The organism is Brevibacterium luteolum (assembly GCF_025147615.1).
Lineage (GTDB): Bacteria > Actinomycetota > Actinomycetes > Actinomycetales > Brevibacteriaceae > Brevibacterium > Brevibacterium luteolum.
In genome coordinates this window covers 12233-28929 of the sequence record NZ_JALXPM010000037.1, presented here as the reverse complement: position 1 = coordinate 28929, position 16697 = coordinate 12233, and the positions used below count along the sequence as shown (strand labels likewise).

Genomic DNA, 16697 nt, shown 5'->3' with positions numbered 1-16697 from the left:
GCGCAGGGCGCTGGACTCAGCTCAAGGATCAGAGAACGCGGACGAAGACGGCGCCCCTCTTCATCATCCAATCGGCGGAGTGGTAACCGGTGGTCTTGCCGCTGCTCGGGGCGTCGTACATCATGCCGTTGCCGGCATAGATGCCGACGTGACCGGGAGCCCAGATGAGGTCGCCGGGCTTGGCTTCGGACTTCGACACGATCGTGCCTGCGCTCTTCTGCGCACCCGAGGTGCGGGGCAGGCTGACGCCGACCTTGCCGTAGATGAACGAGGTGAATCCCGAGCAGTCGAATCCGGCAGTGGTCGTGCCGCCCCACTTGTAGGGGATGCCGCTGTACTGCTTGGCCAGGCCGATGACCTGCTGTGCCTTCGAGCCGCTGGGCATCTTGACGTCATCGGAGTTCTTCGAGGAGCGGTCCGAATCACGCGAGGCGGCACCCGAATCACGCGATGCCGAACCCGAGTCGCGGGTCTGCGTCGGCGCGCTGGTCTGGGTGGGCTCCGGGCTCGGAGCGGCCTTGGCAGATCCGGTCTCGATGTCGGCGGTCGAGGTCTTCAGGGCGTCGCTGCCATCCTCGGCATCGGGAGCGGTGACGCTGGCCTGGTTGACGAACTCGGGGGCCTCATCGACCTCGGAGTCCTGTGCGACAACCTTGCCATCGGCTTCAGCTGCCGAGTTGGCGGTCGGGAGTGCGACTGCCGCCATGAGACCGCCGGCGGCGGCGACGACGGCCGCACGACGTCCGACTGCACCGGAGTTGGCGGCGAGGACGTCGGTGAGTTCAGTGAGTGGAGTCTTGGCCGGACCGTCTGCCCGGCGGCGACCACGCGTCTTTACTGCCACGAAAGTTCTCCTCCATTACCTACGGGGTGAGCTGTCGGGCTCGAGCTGGAGTTGCCCGGTTCCGGCTTGGAACTTAGCCCCGAGCTTCGCGGCCTGCGGCCGGTGAAGCGAAGGTGGTTCCCCCGCTGCCGCAACGGTCCTTGTAAGTCTGTCTTCTGCACTGAGCGCGGCACTCGGATTCTCGTTGCAGAAGCGGGTTGTCTCAACCCGCGGTAGCTACAGTAACCGAGATCGCGGCCAAATGTCACATTATTGTCACAAGGATATGAACAGCGCCGTGACTTTGCAGGTATCTGCCCAGGTCAGAGGCCATAGAAATTTTTCAAGAAAATGTTACGGAAGCGCCGCAATCGCGGCGCTTCCGTAATCTCAGCCCGTGCTGCATCCAACCGGGCAGGCGTCTGTCACCCCTGGGTGACGAAGATGTGTGCGGCGGTCTCGATCGGCAGGTCGAGGACATCCGCGACATCGGGAGCGCGCAGCGTCAGGTAGTCGCCGGTCGGCTCGCAGTCGACGGTGACCCCGGGCAGGATGCCCGTCTGCTTGAGCTGGCCGAGCAGCATGTGATCGGTCTGCAGCGGCTCAGCGATCCACGCGATCGTCACCGTGCACCGTCGGTCACCGGGACAGGCCTCAGACAGGGCGACGATGTCAGCGCTGGGCTTGGGCGCCTCGCCGAGGGATTCGCGACTGGGCACCGGGTTGCCGTAGGGGCTGGTGGTGTGGTTCTCCAGCAGGCCGACGAGCTTCTCCTCGACCTGGTCGCTCATGACGTGCTCCCAGCGGCAGGCCTCGTCGTGGACGAGCTCCCAGTCCAGGCCGATGACATCGGCGAGCAGCCGCTCGGCCAGCCGGTGCTTGCGCATGACCGAGGTAGCCAGGTCGCGGCCTTCGGGGGTGAGGATAAGGTGGCGGTCGGAGCCGACGACGAGCAGGCCGTCGCGCTCCATGCGGGCTACGGTCTGCGACACGGTGGGACCGGAGTGGTCGAGGCGCTCGGCGATGCGAGCGCGCAGCGGCGCCACGCCCTGTTCCTCAAGTTCGACGATGGCCTTGAGGTACATCTCGGTGGTATCGATGAGGTCATTCACGAGCTTGGTCCATTTCCCTTCCGGTTGTCACCAGTCTATCCCGGAGCAGGAAACCCCGGCCATTTTATCTGGAACTGTTCCATTTTACGCCGTGTGGGGTGAAAAATCATCCCGAGCGCATCCGTTGCGGCCACTGCTCCAGCGCGCACGCTGGGGGCGTGTGCTGAAGCGTCAGCGGCGTTTCGTGACCGGGGCCGAGGCGCCTGCTGGGTCACAGCCGTCAGGCCGCGTTCAGGGGTTGACGTAGATGGTCTTGTGCACGGTGAAGAACTCCCGTGCCGCCCGGCCCTGTTCGCGCGGACCGTAGCTGGAGCCCTTCCGTCCGCCGAAGGACGTGTGGTAGTCGACGCCGGCGGTCGGGGCGTTGACCATCACCATGCCGGCCTGGGAGTGGCGCTTGAAGTGCTCGGCGCGTGCGAGGGAGCCGGTGAAGATGCCCGACGACAGACCGAAGGTCGTGCGGTTGGCCACCGCGAGGGCCTCGTTATAGTCAGCGACCTTGATGACACTGGCGACCGGTCCGAAGACCTCCTCCTTGTTGATCGTCATGTCCTCGGTCGTCTCGGTCACCAGCGCCGGGGCGAGGAAGTAGCCTTCGGTGTCGGCTTCGACCCGCTCGCCGCCGTGGACGGTGCCGCCCTCATCGGCGGCCAGGCGGATGTACTCCTCATCCTGCCTGAGCTGGTCTGCCGACACGACCGGGCCGATGACCGTCGAATCTGCACGCGCGTCACCGACGGTCAGTCCGGTCATCCGCTCCCTGAGCTTGGCGACGAACTCATCGTGGACATCGGCGGTGACGATGAGGCGGCTGGAGGCGGTGCAGCGCTGGCCGGTGGAGAAGAAGGCACCGTTGATCGCGGCATCGGCGGCCGCATCGAGGTCGGCGTCGCCGAGCACGATGAGCGGGTTCTTCCCGCCCATCTCGCACTGCACCTTCGACCCGGCGGCCGAGGCGTTGGCGATGACGCCGGCACCCACGCCGACCGATCCGGTGAACGTGACCGCATCGACGTCGCGGCTGGTCGAGATCGCATCCCCAACCACGCGGCCGGGGCCCATGACGAGGTTGAGCACACCGTCGGGCAGGCCGGCCTCGCGCAGGATGCACACGAGCGCATGCGCGCTGGCCGGGACGATCTCGGCGGGCTTGAACACGATCGTGTTGCCGTAGGCGAGTGCTGGGGCGATCTTCCAGGCCGGGATTGCGATCGGGAAGTTCCACGGGGTGATAATGCCGACCACACCGACCGGCTCGTGGATCATCTCCACCCGCAGGCCGGGGCGCACGGAGTCGACGACCTCGCCGGTGTTGCGCAGCGTCTCACCGGCGAAGAACTTGAACAGCTGGGAGGCGCGCAGCACCTCGGCGGTGGCCTCCTTGAGCTGCTTGCCCTCTTCACGGGCGAGCAGCTCGCCGAGCTGGTCGGCGCGCTCCTTGATGAGCGTGCCTGTGGTGTCGAGGATGTCGAAGCGCTGCTGGATGGGGCTGTGCGCCCAGGTCTCGGCGGATTCCCTGGCTGCGGCGATGGCGCGTTCGACGGTGGCGGCGTCGGCGCGGGCGAACTGGCCGAGGACATCTGAGGTGTCCGAGGGGTTGATGTTGCGGCTGCGGTCCTCCGATGGGACCCACTGACCGGCGATGAGGTTCTCGAACAGCTCGTCGGGCCCGTAGGCGGCCGGCTGGTTCTGTGTCATGGCAGCATCCTCTCTGATTCGCTCACGTGGCCGCGGACGCTGCGGCCGTCGCGCTCATCCTATCCCCCGCGTGAGCGGCGTCACGCACCGGTTCGCCCAGCGGCCCACCTTGGTCTGCGGCCGGCGCCGAGGCGGTGGCCGGCTCAGGGGTTGAGGCGGGTGATCGACCAGTCGGCTGCGGTGGCGAGGTCTGCGGGCTGTCCGTCGGTGCTCATGTAGACGAAGCGGTCGTGGAAGCGGTTCGCCCGGCCCTGCCAGAACTCGATCTCGAAGGCGCGCACGCGGTAGCCGCCCCAGTTCTCAGGCCGGGCCACCTCGGTGCCGTCGTAGCGGGCGGCGGCGTCATCATAGGCCTGCTGCATCGCCTCGCGGCTGGCCACCGGTGCCGACTGCCGACTGGCGACCGCCCCGATCTGCGCCCCGCGCGGGCGCACGGCGAAGTAGGCATCGGAGTCGGCTGCCGGGATCGGCTCGGCGATCCCGCGCACGCGCACCTGCCGCTGGAGCTCGAGCCACGGGAAGGTGAGCGCGACGATCGGCTGGGCGGCGATCTGACGGCCCTTGGCCGAGTCGTAGTTGGTGAAGAAGGTGAACCCGCTGGCATCGAAGCCCTTGAGCAGCACGATGCGGGCGGCCGGGCCGGAGGCGTCCGCAGTGGCCAGCAGCATTGCGTTCGGTTCGGTCACGGCGTCTTCGGCTTCAGCGAACCAGGTGCGGAACTGGGTGTGCGGGTCGGCTGCGACCTCGTCGAGATGGTCGCTGCCGTATTCGACGCGCTGGCGGGCCAGGTCGGCGATCGTCTCGCGCCCGGCGGCCTGCGTCTCGGGGGTCTCGGAAGTCATGGCCCAAGCCTACTCCGCGACCCCGTCCCCGGCTTCTCACGCGCGGGTCGTAGAATCGGTGGGGTGAGTGATGCACCGAATTCCGTGAAGATCCCATCCGAACTCCTGCCCGCCGACGGCCGCTTCGGCTCCGGGCCTGCCCGTGTGCGCGATGCGCAGCTCAAGGCGCTGGCCGCTGCCGGGCGCGAGGTGATCGGCACCTCCCACCGCAAGGCCCCGGTCAAGAAGCTCGTCAGCCGCATCCGCACCGGCCTGGCCGAGCTGTTCGACCTGCCCGCCGGCTACGAGGTGGTGCTCGGCAACGGCGGATCGACCGTGTTCTGGGATGTCGCCACCTTCGGGCTCGTGCGCGAGAAGGCCGCCCACGCCCAGTTCGGCGAGTTCGGCGCGAAGTTCGCCAAGGCCACGAACACAGCCCCGTTCCTGGCGGAGTCCGCGATCCTCGACGCAGAGCCGGGCACCGGTGCCGTTCCCGAGGCGGTGGCTGGCGCCGATGTCTACGCCTGGCCGCACAATGAGACCTCCACCGGTGTCGCCACCGAGATCCGGCGGCCGGCTGGCATCGCTGATGATGCGCTCGTCGTCATCGACGCGACCTCGGGCGCCGGCGGCCTGCCGGTCGACATCCGCGAAACGGACGTCTACTACTTTGCCCCGCAGAAGAACATGGGCTCCGATGGCGGTCTGTGGATTGCGATCATGTCCCCACGCGCGATCGAACGGGCCTATGAGATCAAGGACTCCGGCCGCTGGATCCCAGCCTCCCTCGACCTCGTCACCGCGATCGAGAACTCACGCAAGGACCAGACCTACAACACCCCGGCAGTCGCGACTCTCCTGCTGCTGGCTGAGCAGATCGAGTGGATCAACGGCAACGGCGGACTCGCCTGGGCGACCGAACGGACCCGGACGTCATCGGAGCTCGTCTACCGGTGGGCGGAGAACTCCGATGTCGCCACCTGCTTCGTCACCGACCCTGCGGATCGGTCGGCTGTCGTGTGCACGATCGACTTCGACGACTCCATCGATGCGGCAGTTGTCGCCGACATGCTGCGCGCCAACGGCGTCGTCGACGTCGAGCCCTACCGCAAGCTCGGCCGCAACCAGCTGCGCATCGCCACCTTCGTCTCGGTCGAGCCCGAGGACGTCAAGGCGCTGCTGGCCTGCATCGACTTCGTGCTCACCGCCGTCACGAAATGAGCGCCTGAGCCAGCAGACCTACTCCAGCAGATCTGAGAACGGCCGGTCACCCCGCGGGGTGGCCGGCCGTTTCGGCTGTCTCAGCTCAGGCGTTGACGAAATAGATGGCGTTGGCGACGACGAAGGCCGTCAGTGCGGCTGCCGCACAGCAGAACTCGACGATGATGCCGATACCGAGTGCCTTGATCGCCGTCCAGCTCGACTGCCACGATTCCTTCGGATCCTTCAGCCGCCGGAATTCGGCGAGGTAGAGACCGGCGATGAAGCCGACGAACAGCCCGACGACCGGGATGACGAAGAAACCGATGAACGCGCAGATCGCGGCCAGCACCAGCGAGGAGTTCGGGATCTGCCGGGCCTTGAGCCGCTTGCCGGTCAGCACCCACGAGGCGGTCATGCCGATGCCGACGAGCACCAGGATGACGGCCAGCGTCACCCAGCCGGTGGCCGTGCCGATGACGACGGCCCATACGATCGCGGCGATGGCGATGAGAATGGAACCGGGCAGCACCGGGACGATGATGCCGATGCAACCGATGAGCATGGCCAGTCCGACGAGGACGGTCGTGATGATCTCTGCGTTCACTGCCAGGTGGCCTCACGTTTCGGGAACAGGGTGCGCCCTCAGTGTACGAGCACTTCCCGGCACTGACCTGGGCAGGCGCGCCGTACCGGCTGATGACCGGCCGCCCCACACCTCGGGTGCGGTTGATCTCAGGGTTTGCCGTCGTAGCTGAGGTGGATGAGGCGGCGGCGCCGGCGGGGACGGTGGACGCGCAGGTGCTTGGCGAAGATCATCCAGCCCAGCCCCACGGACAGACCGATGACACCCGAGAGCCCGCCGACGACGAGCGAAGCGCGGGGCCCGAGGAGGTCGGCGACGATGCCGGCGACCGGTGCGCCGATCGGGGTGCCGCCCATGACGACGGCGGCGTAGATCGCCATGACCCTACCGCGGTAGCCGGCCGGCGTCGTCGTCTGCACATAGGCGTTCGCTGAGGTCATCATTGTGATCGCGGAGAAGCCGACGCCGGTGAGCACGATCGCGAACGCCCAGTAGCTCGGGGCCATCGCCGCGAGCAGGCAGGCGATCCCGAACCCACCGGCGGCACCGAAGACCATCCGCAGCCGCGGCTTCTCCCGCTTGGCGGCCGTCAGCGCCCCGGCGACCGAGCCGATCGCCATGACCGAGGACAGCAGCCCGAACCCGCCGGCGTCCTGGTGGAACTCGATCTTGGCCATCGTGGCGGTGTAGACGCTGAAGTTGAACCCGAAGGTCGAGACGATCCCGAGGATCGTGAGCACGACGATGATGTCAGGCCGGGTGCGGATGTAGGTGAACCCGCCGAGGACCCCGCGCTTGCCCATCTTCCGGGCACTCGTCGAGTGCAGCGTCGACCGGTCGAGCGTAACGAGCACCCCGATGGTGGCGGCGAAGCCGAGCCCAGAGATGAGGAACACCGGTTCGGCGCCGATGAGTGCGGTCAGCCCGCCGGCGATCGCCGGGCCGAACATGCGCGCACCGTTGAAGGAGGCAGAGTTGAGCGAGACGGCGTTGGGCAGCAGCTTCTCGCCGACGAGCTCGGAGACGAAGGCCTGCCGGGCGGGGTTGTCGATCGTGGCGACCATGCCGAGGGCGAAGGCGAGCACGTAGACGTGCCAGAGCACGAGCAGGTGGGTGATGGCGAGCGCGAAGAGCAGCAGCCCGCAGGCACCGAGGAGGGCCTGGGTGAGGATGAGCAGCTTGCGTTTGGGGAACTTATCGGCGATCGCCCCGGCGACGGGGAACATGATGAGCTGCGGCCCCAGCTGCAGAGCCATGCAGATGCCGAGCGCGGTCGCGTCGTTGTCGGTCAGCTGGGTAAGGACGATCCAGTCCTGCGCCGTGCGCTGCATCCACGTTCCGGTGTTCGACACCAGCGCACCCGAGAACCACCGGCGGTAGTTGGGCTCGCTCAGCGACCGGAACATCGAGCTCATCGGCTGGCGTGTGCCTCCTCGCGTTCGGGTTCGGCGGCGGTGTTGGCCTCTGCCGCTCCCGAGGCGGTGGCCGGCTGTGCCGTGTCCGCACCGCTGGTCTCGCTGGTGCCGGGCTGTTCGCTGCTGTCGGACTGCTCAGTGCTGCCGGAGTCGTCGTCGCTAGTGGTGGCGACCATGTCGAAGTCCTCGTCCAAGTCGTCGATGACCGGGTCGGGGATCGGTTCGGGCTTGCGCCGCTCGTCGGTCTCCGAGTGCGCGCCGCATCCGTTGTCGAGGGCGACGACGCGGCCGTCGAAGGGCGACCATTCGTTGGCGCACACGCCGAACTGCGTGCGCAGGGAGCCGGCCATCGGCATGAGGTAGCCGCAGGTCGAGCAGTGGGCAGAGGCGCGGCGGGCGAAGTCGCCCTCGGGGCCTGCGTCGGAGTTCTCCCAGCGGGTCGCGGCGTTGGCGATGCCCTCACGGGAGAGCACGCGGCGACGCCCGAGTCCCCATTCGAAGTTGGGGATCTGGTCGATCTCGTCATCGGGGCCGAGTCCGGTGTCCTCACCGCCGACCTGTTCGAAGCCCTGCTCGAGGTTCGGGTCGTCAAGCACCTTCGGCAGCACATCGCGGGCGCTCATGTCACCGGGCTGCAGGCGCTCAGACCACGGCACCCAGCGCGGTGCCACGAGCGCGTCTTCACCGGGCAGCAGCGCGGTCTCACACACGGTGACCTTCTTCGACCGCGGCGCCCGGGCGAGCACGGCGACCCAGTGCCAGCCGCGGTAGCCGGGCATCGTGCAGGCGAACGCGTGGGTGGCCAGGCGCTGGCCCTCCATGACAGCGGACAGGTGCCCACCGATGTGCTCGGCTTCGGCCGCCTCGGCGATGGCCTCGCGGGCGATGTCGACGGCGGCGAGCAGCAGCGCGTCGTCGGCGATCTTCGCGGACCTGCGGGAGGTGCGCGGCGCCTCGGCGGCGGTCTCAGCCGACTGCGGATCCGCAGCTGCGGCAGCTTCCGGTTCCCCCGCCTCGGGCGCGGCGGCGGCAGCCGGCTCGCCGGAGTCAGCGGGGCTGGCGCCTGTGCGGCTGAGGCTGGCCCGCATGTCCTCTAGCCAGGCATCGAACAGGTGCGACATCAACCCTCCAGGTCATCGGCGATCGCGCGGAGCACTTCTGCCACCTTATGCGAATGTGCCGAATCGGGGTACCGGCCGCGGCGCAGGCCGGCGGCGGTGTCGTCGAGGAGGCGGATGACGTCTTCGACCATGACGACCATCTTCTCCGGGTCGCGGCGGACCTTGCGCGGGGCGTCGAGCACGCGGGCCTTGAGCACCTGCTTGCCCTTGCGGCCGTCGACGATGTCGAAGTCCAGGCGGGTGCCGGTGCGCACCTGCGCTCCGGCGGGCAGGGCGGAGCCGTGGAGGAAGATCTGTTCGCCGTCATCGGCGGTGACGAAGCCGAATCCCTTGCCTTCGTCGAACCATTTCACGCGTCCGGTGGGCATAGCGTCCTTTCACATACGTGGCTTCTGGCGGCAGGTGTGCCGCAGCAGAAGCGGATTGTTCTGAGTTGGTGGGGTGGTGCGGCCGGTGGGCCGGTGGTGCGGTGTGTGCCGCGGGTGCCGGGTGGCTGTCGTGTGCTGGCGGGCCGGGCGGTGGGCTCCGGCGGGCCGGTTCAGCTGCTGCGGCGGCGCAGTGTGGCGCGGATGAGCACGGCCAGCATTCCTGCAAACCCGATCGGCAGGCAGATCATTCCCGTGTAGGTCATGAGCGCCGAGGGTCTGGCCTGCATGGCGGCCTGGATGAGCACGACCGCGATCGCAAGCACCCCGATGAGCGAGAAGATCACCGCAGCTGCTGTGAGCGCGGCATCGGCGCGCGAACTCGCACGCCTGTGCGGCGGTGCCGTCTGCGTCTGTGCGTTCTGTGCGTGTGCGCTCACCGTGGCCACCTCCTTCTGCTGCGTTCGGGCCTGTTGCGGCTGGCCAGACCATTGTAGCCGAGGCCCGGGCCGGGTGCGGCGGCGGTACTAGACTGGGTTCGATGGCTACGCTGACCTCCTTCGCCGCCTGGCTGCGCGAGCTTCCCGATGCGGACTTCGCTGCGTTCTCCCGCGCCCGCCGGGACCTCATGCGCACCGACCTGCCCCGGCTGCGCGATGTCGCCGCGGCCGCCGGGTCGCGCACCGCGGTGGCCACCGGTCTCGAATCCCTCGACACGGCCGCCCTGCAGGCGGTGCACCGGGCGGCGTGTGCGACCCGTGTCGATCCTGCCGTGCCGGCATCCACGCTGGCGGCCGCGCCCGAGGTGGTGGAGACGCTCAAGACCCGCGGGCTGTTGTGGCCGGTCGGGGATCGTGCATATCGCACGCATGCGGAGACGATGAGCCTGCTGCCGACCTCGGCGGCGGAGCTGCGCTCTCCCCCGGACTGGGTGGCAGCCACCGCCCCGGCCGATCCGGCCGAATACACCCGGCCGGTCTCCGAAGCGCTCGCTGCCAATGCCGAGGCAGCGGCCGCCTCGGCGACGGTGTCCGGGGTGCTCTCGGCTGTCGACGCTTTCACCTCTCATGAGGTCTCCCAGCTCACCAGCGGCGGGGCCGGCAAACGCGATATGCAGGCCATTGCCCGCGCACTCGGGGCGAGCTTTCCTGATGCGGTGATGCTGACCGAACTGGCCGCAGCCGCCGGGCTGCTGGGCATCGGCGGGACTGATCTCGATCCGCGCTGGCTGCCGACTGCGGCCTTCGACACAGTGCTCGCCGCCGAGCGCAGCGAGGTCTACGCGATGCTGCTGCAGACCTGGCTCACCGGTGCCGTCGATACGACCCATGTGCTGGCCGGGAGCACCGAGCGCGGGGACCGGCTGCAGTCGCTGGCCGCCTCGGCCGGGCTGCACCGCAAGGCCGCCTATGCCGGGTTCCCGCAGTCCCAGCCGCCGCTGCCGCACGCCCGGTACGCGCTGCTGCACACGCTGGCGGAACTGACAGACGACTCAGCTGGCGGCGGCAGCGCTGGAGACGATGGCACCCATCTGGCGGTGCCCGATGATCTGCTCATCGCCCACATCCAATGGCGCCACCCGCTGCTGGCCGCCGCCAGCACCGCCACGCTCACGCGGCTCATCGACGAAGCCGCGCTGCTCGGGCTGCTGTGCACCCCGCTGGCTGATGGCCACGCCCACGCCCTCACCCGACTCGGGAAGGTACTCACCACGCACCTCGCAGAGGCGATGGACACCGCCCGTGCCGTCACCGGCTTTGACATCACTGCGATCTCGGTGCCCGAATCGATTCCCGCCCGGGTCGACGGGATCCTGCCTCAGCTGCAGACGCAGGTGGTCGTCCAATCCGATCTCACTGCGATCGCCACCGGGCCGCTGGCCCCGCAGGTCCATGCCGCGCTCACCGAGATCGCCGAGGTCGACACCCGCGGGCAGGGCACCGTGTACCGGTTCACCGAGACGACGATTGCCGATGCCCTGAAGTCCGGGCTCCGCGCCGATGACATCACCGCCCGGCTGCGCGAGGTCACCGGACAGGACACGCTGCCCCAGCCGCTCGAGTTCCTCATCACCGAAACAGCCGGGCGGCTCGGCCGCATCCAGATCGCTGCCGCCCGCAGCGTCATTGTCGTCGACGACGAAGCCGAACTCGCCGCGATGCTCGCCGACTCCGCTCTCGTCCCCGCCGGGCTCACCCGCTTGAGCGCGACGGTCGCGGTCTCAAACGTCTCGCGCGAACGGCTGGCGATGCTGCTCGAAGCCGCCGAATACCAGACGATGGCCGCCGCCCCAGAGAACCCCGCTCCCCCGCGCGCAGCCAGCCTCGCCCGCCGGCCGGCCACCACCCGGCGCACCACCCGAGTGCCTGACTCGCGCTTGTCCTCCTATATCTCCTCCCTGCGCTCCGGCAGCGAGGAACCGGAGACCGAATCACCGTCGACGATTGCCGATGTGCTGCGCGAAGCCGCAGCCACCGGCACCGAGGTCGACCTCACCGTCGTCGGCCGCGAGGGTTCCCAGCGCCAGGTCCGCATCGCCCCGATCCAGGTGGCAGGCGGGCGGGTGCGCGCCCGCACCGGCCCGGCCCGCGACACCGAACTGACCTTCGGGCTCGCCCGCATCATCTCCGCCGCTCCCGCCGGCACAGGTGACGGCGGCACCACACCCACCTTCGCCTCGGACACCCCCGCCTCGGACACCCCCGCCTCAGGAACCCCCACCTCGGGCACGGGCAGCGAGGACACGGACAACAAGGACAGCCTGTGAACGGCCCCCTCATCGTCCAGGCCGATCGCACCGTGCTGCTCGAATCGACCCACCCGGAGGCTGCCGAGGCGGCGATCGCAATCGCCCCGTTCGCGCAGCTGGCCAAGACGCCCGAGCTCATCCATACGTACACGATCACCCCGCTCGGGCTGTGGAACGCTCGGGCCAGCGGCCACGATCCCGAATCCGTCATCGACGCACTGCTCCAATACGCCAAGCACCCGGTCCCGCACGAGCTGCTGCTCGACATCGTCGAAACAATGGAGCGCTTCGGGGTCCTCACCCTCGAGCAGTCCCCCATCCACGGGCTCGTCCTGCACAGCCAGGATGCGGATCTGCTGAGCGAGCTCATCACGCATCCGGAGATCGTCTCACTGGTGGGCACCCGCATCGATGAGCACACGGTGCGCGTGCACCCCTCGGAGCGCGGCGAGCTCAAGCACCGGCTGCTGCGGCTTGACCACCCGGTCTCCGACCACGCCGGCTACGTCGATGGTGAGAAGCATGAGATCGAGCTGTCGGCCACCACCGGGGACACCGGCACCGAGGCAGGGCCCACCTCGGGCACCGGCGCCGGTGCCTCGGGCGACAGCCAACGGTGGCATCTGCGCGAGTACCAGCAGCGGGCCGTCGATGCGTTCACCCACGGTGAGTCCGGGGTCGTGGTACTGCCGTGCGGAGCGGGCAAGACGATCGTCGGGGCGGCGACGATGGCCGCCGTCGGCACGACGACGCTCATCCTCGTGACGAACTCGGTGGCGGCCAAGCAGTGGAAGGCCGAGCTGCTCAGGCGCACCACCCTGACCGCCGAGGAGATCGGCGAGTATTCCGGTTCGGTCAAAGAGATCCGGCCGATCACCATCGCGACCTACCAAGTCCTCACCACCCGCCGGAAGGGCTCCTACCTCCACCTGGAGCTGCTCGATGCCCGCGACTGGGGGCTGGTGATCTACGACGAAGTGCATCTGCTGCCGGCCCCGGTCTTCCGGCTCACCGCAGGGCTGCAGGCCCGCCGCAGGCTCGGACTCACCGCCACGCTCGTGCGCGAGGACGGACGGGAGGAGGAAGTCTTCTCCCTCATCGGGCCCAAGCAGTTCGAGGCGCCGTGGAAGGAGATCGAGGCCGCGGGCTTCATCGCCGAAGCCCACTGCTACGAGGTGCGCGTCCGGCTCGATGCCGGCACCCGGCGCGCCTACGCACACGCCGATGGGGAGGACCGCTACCGGCTGGCAGCCGCTTCAGATGCGAAGATTCCGGTGGTCAAGAAGATCGCCGCCCAGCACGCCGGCCAGCAGGTGCTCGTCATCGGCCAGTACCTCGACCAGCTCGAAGAGCTCGGCGAGGCCCTCGACGCACCTGTGCTGACAGGCAAGACGCCGGTGCAGGAGCGCACGGAGCTGTTTGCGCAGTTCCGCGCCGGGGACATCTCGGTGCTTGTCGTCTCGAAGGTCGCGAACTTCTCCGTAGACCTGCCCGAGGCTTCGGTTGCCATCCAGGTCTCCGGCTCCTTCGGCTCCCGGCAGGAGGAGGCCCAGCGCCTCGGGAGGATCCTCAGGCCCAAGCCGCATGCTGAAGCTGCGACCTTCTATACGGTCGTGGCGGCCTCGACCGTCGACGAGCACTTCGGCGCACACCGGCGCCGGTTCCTCACCGAGCAGGGATATAGTTACACGATCCTCAACGCCGAGCAGCTCGGGCGGTGAAGTCCGCCGGCGAGGCGGAGTCGTGGCCTAGAGCCGGTCTGCGTGAGCGTAAAGGTTCTGCGCGACCTCGTTCACCGGTTCAATATCGAATTGGGTTAACACAAACAAGGCAATCTCGGACTGCGCCTGATCGGCGCGGGCAACTGCACTCTTCGTGTAGCCACTCGCAGCAAAATAGATCATTATCCGACCAGGGTAAGGAGCTGAAGCTCCCGCAAACTCATTGATCTTGTCAATTCCGATTTGACTTGCATACAACTTCACCTGAGCTACCGCAACATCGGAGACGATATCAATTCCACCGTCGGGACCTGGCGGAGTCAAAACTGCATCTTCAAAGCCTAACCACACCATCCACTTGCGCGCTTGTTCTTCATACACTCGAAAATCTGTGAAAGCGACAAATGAAGGTTTTTCCCTCCTCACCAGCGGAGCATCAAGAGGACTACCTTTTTCCTGCAGGTACGAGATGAACTCCCTGACGCTCGGGGCCTCCTTGCCAGAGAATCGCTCTCTGAATGCAGACCCTCCACCCCGCTCGTCCCAGACCTTGTTCAAACGCATCCACTCCAGGCGCGTGATAATTTTGCGCGCACGCTCGACCTGCTCCTCCTGGGCCAATAGGAGCGAATCAGTTCTGCGTTCTAGAGCAGATTCCACGGCACACGAAAGGATCTGATTACCGTAGCGCCAGAGAACGCTGCTTGGCGCTAGATCTGCCTCAACTTTAACGTTCTCACACACTTCATTAACGGACTCTCTCGCCAGGGCCTTTGCACCCCTCCCCTGCAAGCATCTCCGCGCCTGTTGGAGAAGACCATCGACTTCAGCCGCACTGAGCTTGTTCGCCGCGGCGACCATGGAAGAGCTTCCCTTCCGTTGCGAGACAGAAAAGGCGCTATCGCTACTTTCTTCATAACCACAGTTCGCGGAGGAACGCCTAGAATCAAAACTTCGGGCCTGCTCGCCGTCCGACAAGCTGACGAGATCGTAAAAATCGATGTCGCCGGCTTCAAGTAGGTCGACGACTGCAACGATGCTTTGAGCTTCTGCTATCAGCTGATGGACTTCTTCTCCAGATAGTTCCGATCCTTCTCTACCCGCCTCAACGCGAATACGACCTGCGCATTCAGCAATAGCAAGACCGATTAACGGATCGTCGGGATTTCGACCGGCTGATTCGGCGAGCATAGACGTGAGGAGCCTGAACGTGCGCACGTCCAGCAGCATTGTGGCCGCCACTGAAGCTTGTGATTCCTCATGGGTTCCGAGTAGCTTCTCAGGAGATCCGTTTGCGTTGCATCGCCACAACTCGAAGGACCATGGCCAGTCTGAAATCCAATCGACATAGGGCATCCCAGAATACCTTCGGTTCGCCGTCTGTCGTTTTGAGGCGACGCCGAGTACGTCAGCAACGGCCTCTGCCAGGATCTCTTGCCAGCGCGTATCGAAGTAGTCCGAAAGTTCGACGTCCTGTGCCACCATTCGAGTTTCGCATGCACGACGCAGACCTCGCCTGATCTGCGTTAAACCCATGTCCTCATGCAACTCCATCGCCGAAAAGATTTCGGCGATGTGTTCGCAATATTCGCCGCAGTCAAGTGAAGCTAGCGAAATCTTCTCGATCTCCGCCTGGTATTGCCGAGCTTCACACTCGATTCGATCGTTCTGGGCCGGCTGAGCAATCCGCGCTTTTCTGCTATTCGAGCTTTCCGGTGATGCCTTCACGCTGCTCGTCTCCGGAGCCGTACTGTCCGCCGGCCTGCTAGCGTCCGACGCAAACACTCTTCTAAGCCACCCCATATTTGGCTTCCAATCTCACCGATAGCGGCTGCCAGGCTCAGTACCGACGGCCCGCAAGCTCAGAATCTCCCTATGCATAGATTCATACACCATGCAGTAAGAATTCAGGCGCCGACCGCCTCGGGAGCGGCACTGCGGGTGCGCACCGCCTCGGGAACGGCGATGTGCTCGATGACCGGAAGCGAGGCGACCGGCACATCGGAGACCACGACCTCGCGGGCAGCAGTGCGGCTCTCGCCGATCTTGATGAACACGACGCCGGCGAGCAGGAGCATGCCGCCGACGGCCTGGGCGTAGACCGGAAGTTCGGCGAGAACGACCCAGGCGATGACGACGGAGAACGGCACCTCGATGAGGTTGACGAAGCTGGCGACCGTCGCACCGATCATGCGGATGCCGAAGGCGGCGGTGACGTAGGCGCCAGCGGTGACGAGGACGATGAGCGCGATCGCCTGCCACCAGGTGACCGGCACTGAGCCCAGCGACATGGGCGCGGTGGTCAGCTGCTGGGCGCGCGGACCGGCGAAGGCATAGGTGCCCACGGCGACAGCTGCGACGAACATGCCGAAGCCGACGAGTGCGATCGGCGGAACCGACATCTCAGCCTTGGCCGAGTCGAGGAAGTAACACGCCAGGCAGACGGCTGCGCCGAGGGCCAGCAGCACCGAGCCGAGGTGGAGCTGGGCACCGCGCGGGTCGAGGATGAAGGCCAGGCCGAACATCGCCAGGCCCATGCCGACGAAGGTCAGTGAGCTGGGACGGATGCGGCTGCGCAGCCACACCCACACGACGATCATGAGTGGGGCGGTCATCTCCAGCAGCAGTGCGATGGCGACGTCGAGGTGCTCGACCGACATGAAGAACAGCAGCTGGACTCCGGCGACGGACACGATCCCGAAGGTGATGACATCACGCCAGGTCTGCCAGCGGGCGAACGCGTGCCAGCGGCCGTGCATGGCGAAGAGCGTGGGGATGAGGAGGACGAGGCCGGTGCCGAGCACGCGGAGGAACACGACGACCTCCGGGGTCCAGCCGCCGGCATACATGACCTTGCCGATCGGCGCGGCTGCGGCATAGCAGAAGGCGGACAGCAGGATGAGCACGAGACCTGAGATAGCCTGACGGTTCACGGTTTCCCTCCCCACGACGAACGGAGTGGCGTGTCATGAGTGTTACCACTTTGACTCATGACGCACTGACACACATTCTAGTGAACAGCAGGCAGAGCTCACGAGTCAACGCGACGATGGTCATGACGAGACAGATTTCGCGTGAGCTTGATC

The 16697-nt window shown here is 66.8% G+C and carries 14 protein-coding genes and 1 riboswitch; of the genes, 3 read left to right on the top strand and 11 right to left on the bottom strand.

The annotated features are described in order from the left end of the window. Positions 1-28: 28 nt before the first annotated feature. From M3C25_RS09835 to pdxH, 4 genes are all read right to left on the bottom strand, one after another. On the bottom strand, positions 29-844 hold the full coding sequence (locus M3C25_RS09835) for a C40 family peptidase (RefSeq protein WP_259856220.1): 816 nt from the start codon (positions 842-844) through the stop codon (positions 29-31). Position 845: 1 nt separating this feature from the next. Beyond that, positions 846-993: riboswitch (cyclic di-AMP (ydaO/yuaA leader) on the bottom strand. Positions 994-1248: 255 nt separating this feature from the next. Next, positions 1249-1935 (bottom strand): iron-dependent transcriptional repressor DtxR, encoded by a 687-nt coding sequence (locus M3C25_RS09830; protein WP_259856218.1) that lies wholly within the window; start codon positions 1933-1935, stop codon positions 1249-1251. 231 nt (positions 1936-2166) lie between these two features. Next, entirely contained in the window at positions 2167-3633 is a 1467-nt protein-coding gene (locus M3C25_RS09825) for an aldehyde dehydrogenase family protein (RefSeq protein WP_259856216.1), read from the bottom strand. Between the two features lie 143 nt (positions 3634-3776). Further along, the gene (gene pdxH / locus M3C25_RS09820) at positions 3777-4475 is read right to left on the bottom strand and encodes a pyridoxamine 5'-phosphate oxidase (protein ID WP_165883602.1); all 699 of its coding nucleotides are present in this window, start codon (positions 4473-4475) and stop codon (positions 3777-3779) included. A 63-nt stretch (positions 4476-4538) separates the two neighbouring features. Between pdxH and serC the strand changes: the two genes are divergently transcribed. Next, positions 4539-5675, top strand: a complete 1137-nt coding sequence (gene serC, locus M3C25_RS09815; protein WP_375545119.1) for a phosphoserine transaminase — start codon at positions 4539-4541, stop codon at positions 5673-5675. An 85-nt stretch (positions 5676-5760) separates the two neighbouring features. Here serC and M3C25_RS09810 read toward each other — a convergent pair whose 3' ends face one another. The 5 genes from M3C25_RS09810 to M3C25_RS09790 form a co-directional block, all read right to left on the bottom strand. Then, entirely contained in the window at positions 5761-6261 is a 501-nt protein-coding gene (locus M3C25_RS09810; RefSeq protein WP_102161938.1) for a DUF456 domain-containing protein, read from the bottom strand. 128 nt (positions 6262-6389) lie between these two features. Beyond that, the gene (locus tag M3C25_RS09805) at positions 6390-7655 is read right to left on the bottom strand and encodes an MFS transporter (RefSeq protein ID WP_259856213.1); all 1266 of its coding nucleotides are present in this window, start codon (positions 7653-7655) and stop codon (positions 6390-6392) included. After that, on the bottom strand, positions 7652-8776 hold the full coding sequence (locus tag M3C25_RS09800) for a DUF3027 domain-containing protein (protein ID WP_259856211.1): 1125 nt from the start codon (positions 8774-8776) through the stop codon (positions 7652-7654). Before M3C25_RS09800 ends, M3C25_RS09805 begins: the two co-directional genes overlap by 4 nt. Beyond that, positions 8776-9144: a cold-shock protein gene (locus tag M3C25_RS09795; protein ID WP_102161941.1), complete on the bottom strand. Its 369-nt coding sequence runs from the start codon at positions 9142-9144 to the stop codon at positions 8776-8778. Before M3C25_RS09795 ends, M3C25_RS09800 begins: the two co-directional genes overlap by 1 nt. A 170-nt stretch (positions 9145-9314) precedes the next feature. Continuing rightward, positions 9315-9581, bottom strand: a complete 267-nt coding sequence (locus M3C25_RS09790; RefSeq protein WP_170274433.1) for a hypothetical protein — start codon at positions 9579-9581, stop codon at positions 9315-9317. A gap of 101 nt (positions 9582-9682) precedes the next feature. On the opposite strand from M3C25_RS09790, the gene M3C25_RS09785 reads away from it, so the two are divergent. Together M3C25_RS09785 and M3C25_RS09780 are read left to right on the top strand one after the other, a co-directional pair. Next, positions 9683-11908, top strand: coding sequence for a helicase-associated domain-containing protein (locus M3C25_RS09785; protein WP_259856208.1), 2226 nt, complete (start codon positions 9683-9685; stop codon positions 11906-11908). Continuing rightward, positions 11905-13611, top strand: a complete 1707-nt coding sequence (locus M3C25_RS09780) for a DNA repair helicase XPB (protein WP_259799208.1) — start codon at positions 11905-11907, stop codon at positions 13609-13611. The genes M3C25_RS09785 and M3C25_RS09780 overlap by 4 nt, the downstream gene beginning before the upstream one ends. A gap of 27 nt (positions 13612-13638) precedes the next feature. On the opposite strand, the gene M3C25_RS09775 is transcribed toward M3C25_RS09780, so the two are convergent. Next, positions 13639-15339: a restriction endonuclease gene (locus M3C25_RS09775; RefSeq protein ID WP_259856206.1), complete on the bottom strand. Its 1701-nt coding sequence runs from the start codon at positions 15337-15339 to the stop codon at positions 13639-13641. Between the two features lie 179 nt (positions 15340-15518). After that, positions 15519-16544, bottom strand: a complete 1026-nt coding sequence (locus tag M3C25_RS09770) for an EamA family transporter (RefSeq protein ID WP_259856196.1) — start codon at positions 16542-16544, stop codon at positions 15519-15521. Positions 16545-16697: the final 153 nt, after the last annotated feature.

What these genes read in the sequence shown, in the direction of transcription:
- M3C25_RS09825 (WP_259856216.1), bottom strand. Translation starts at nt 3,633, where the DNA reads ATGACACAGAACCAGCCGGCCGCCTACGGGCCCGACGAGCTGTTCGAG.
- pdxH (WP_165883602.1), bottom strand. Translation starts at nt 4,475, where the DNA reads ATGACTTCCGAGACCCCCGAGACGCAGGCCGCCGGGCGCGAGACGATC.
- M3C25_RS09805 (WP_259856213.1), bottom strand. Translation starts at nt 7,655, where the DNA reads ATGAGCTCGATGTTCCGGTCGCTGAGCGAGCCCAACTACCGCCGGTGG.
- M3C25_RS09800 (WP_259856211.1), bottom strand. Translation starts at nt 8,776, where the DNA reads ATGTCGCACCTGTTCGATGCCTGGCTAGAGGACATGCGGGCCAGCCTC.
- M3C25_RS09795 (WP_102161941.1), bottom strand. Translation starts at nt 9,144, where the DNA reads ATGCCCACCGGACGCGTGAAATGGTTCGACGAAGGCAAGGGATTCGGC.
- M3C25_RS09785 (WP_259856208.1), top strand. Translation starts at nt 9,683, where the DNA reads ATGGCTACGCTGACCTCCTTCGCCGCCTGGCTGCGCGAGCTTCCCGAT.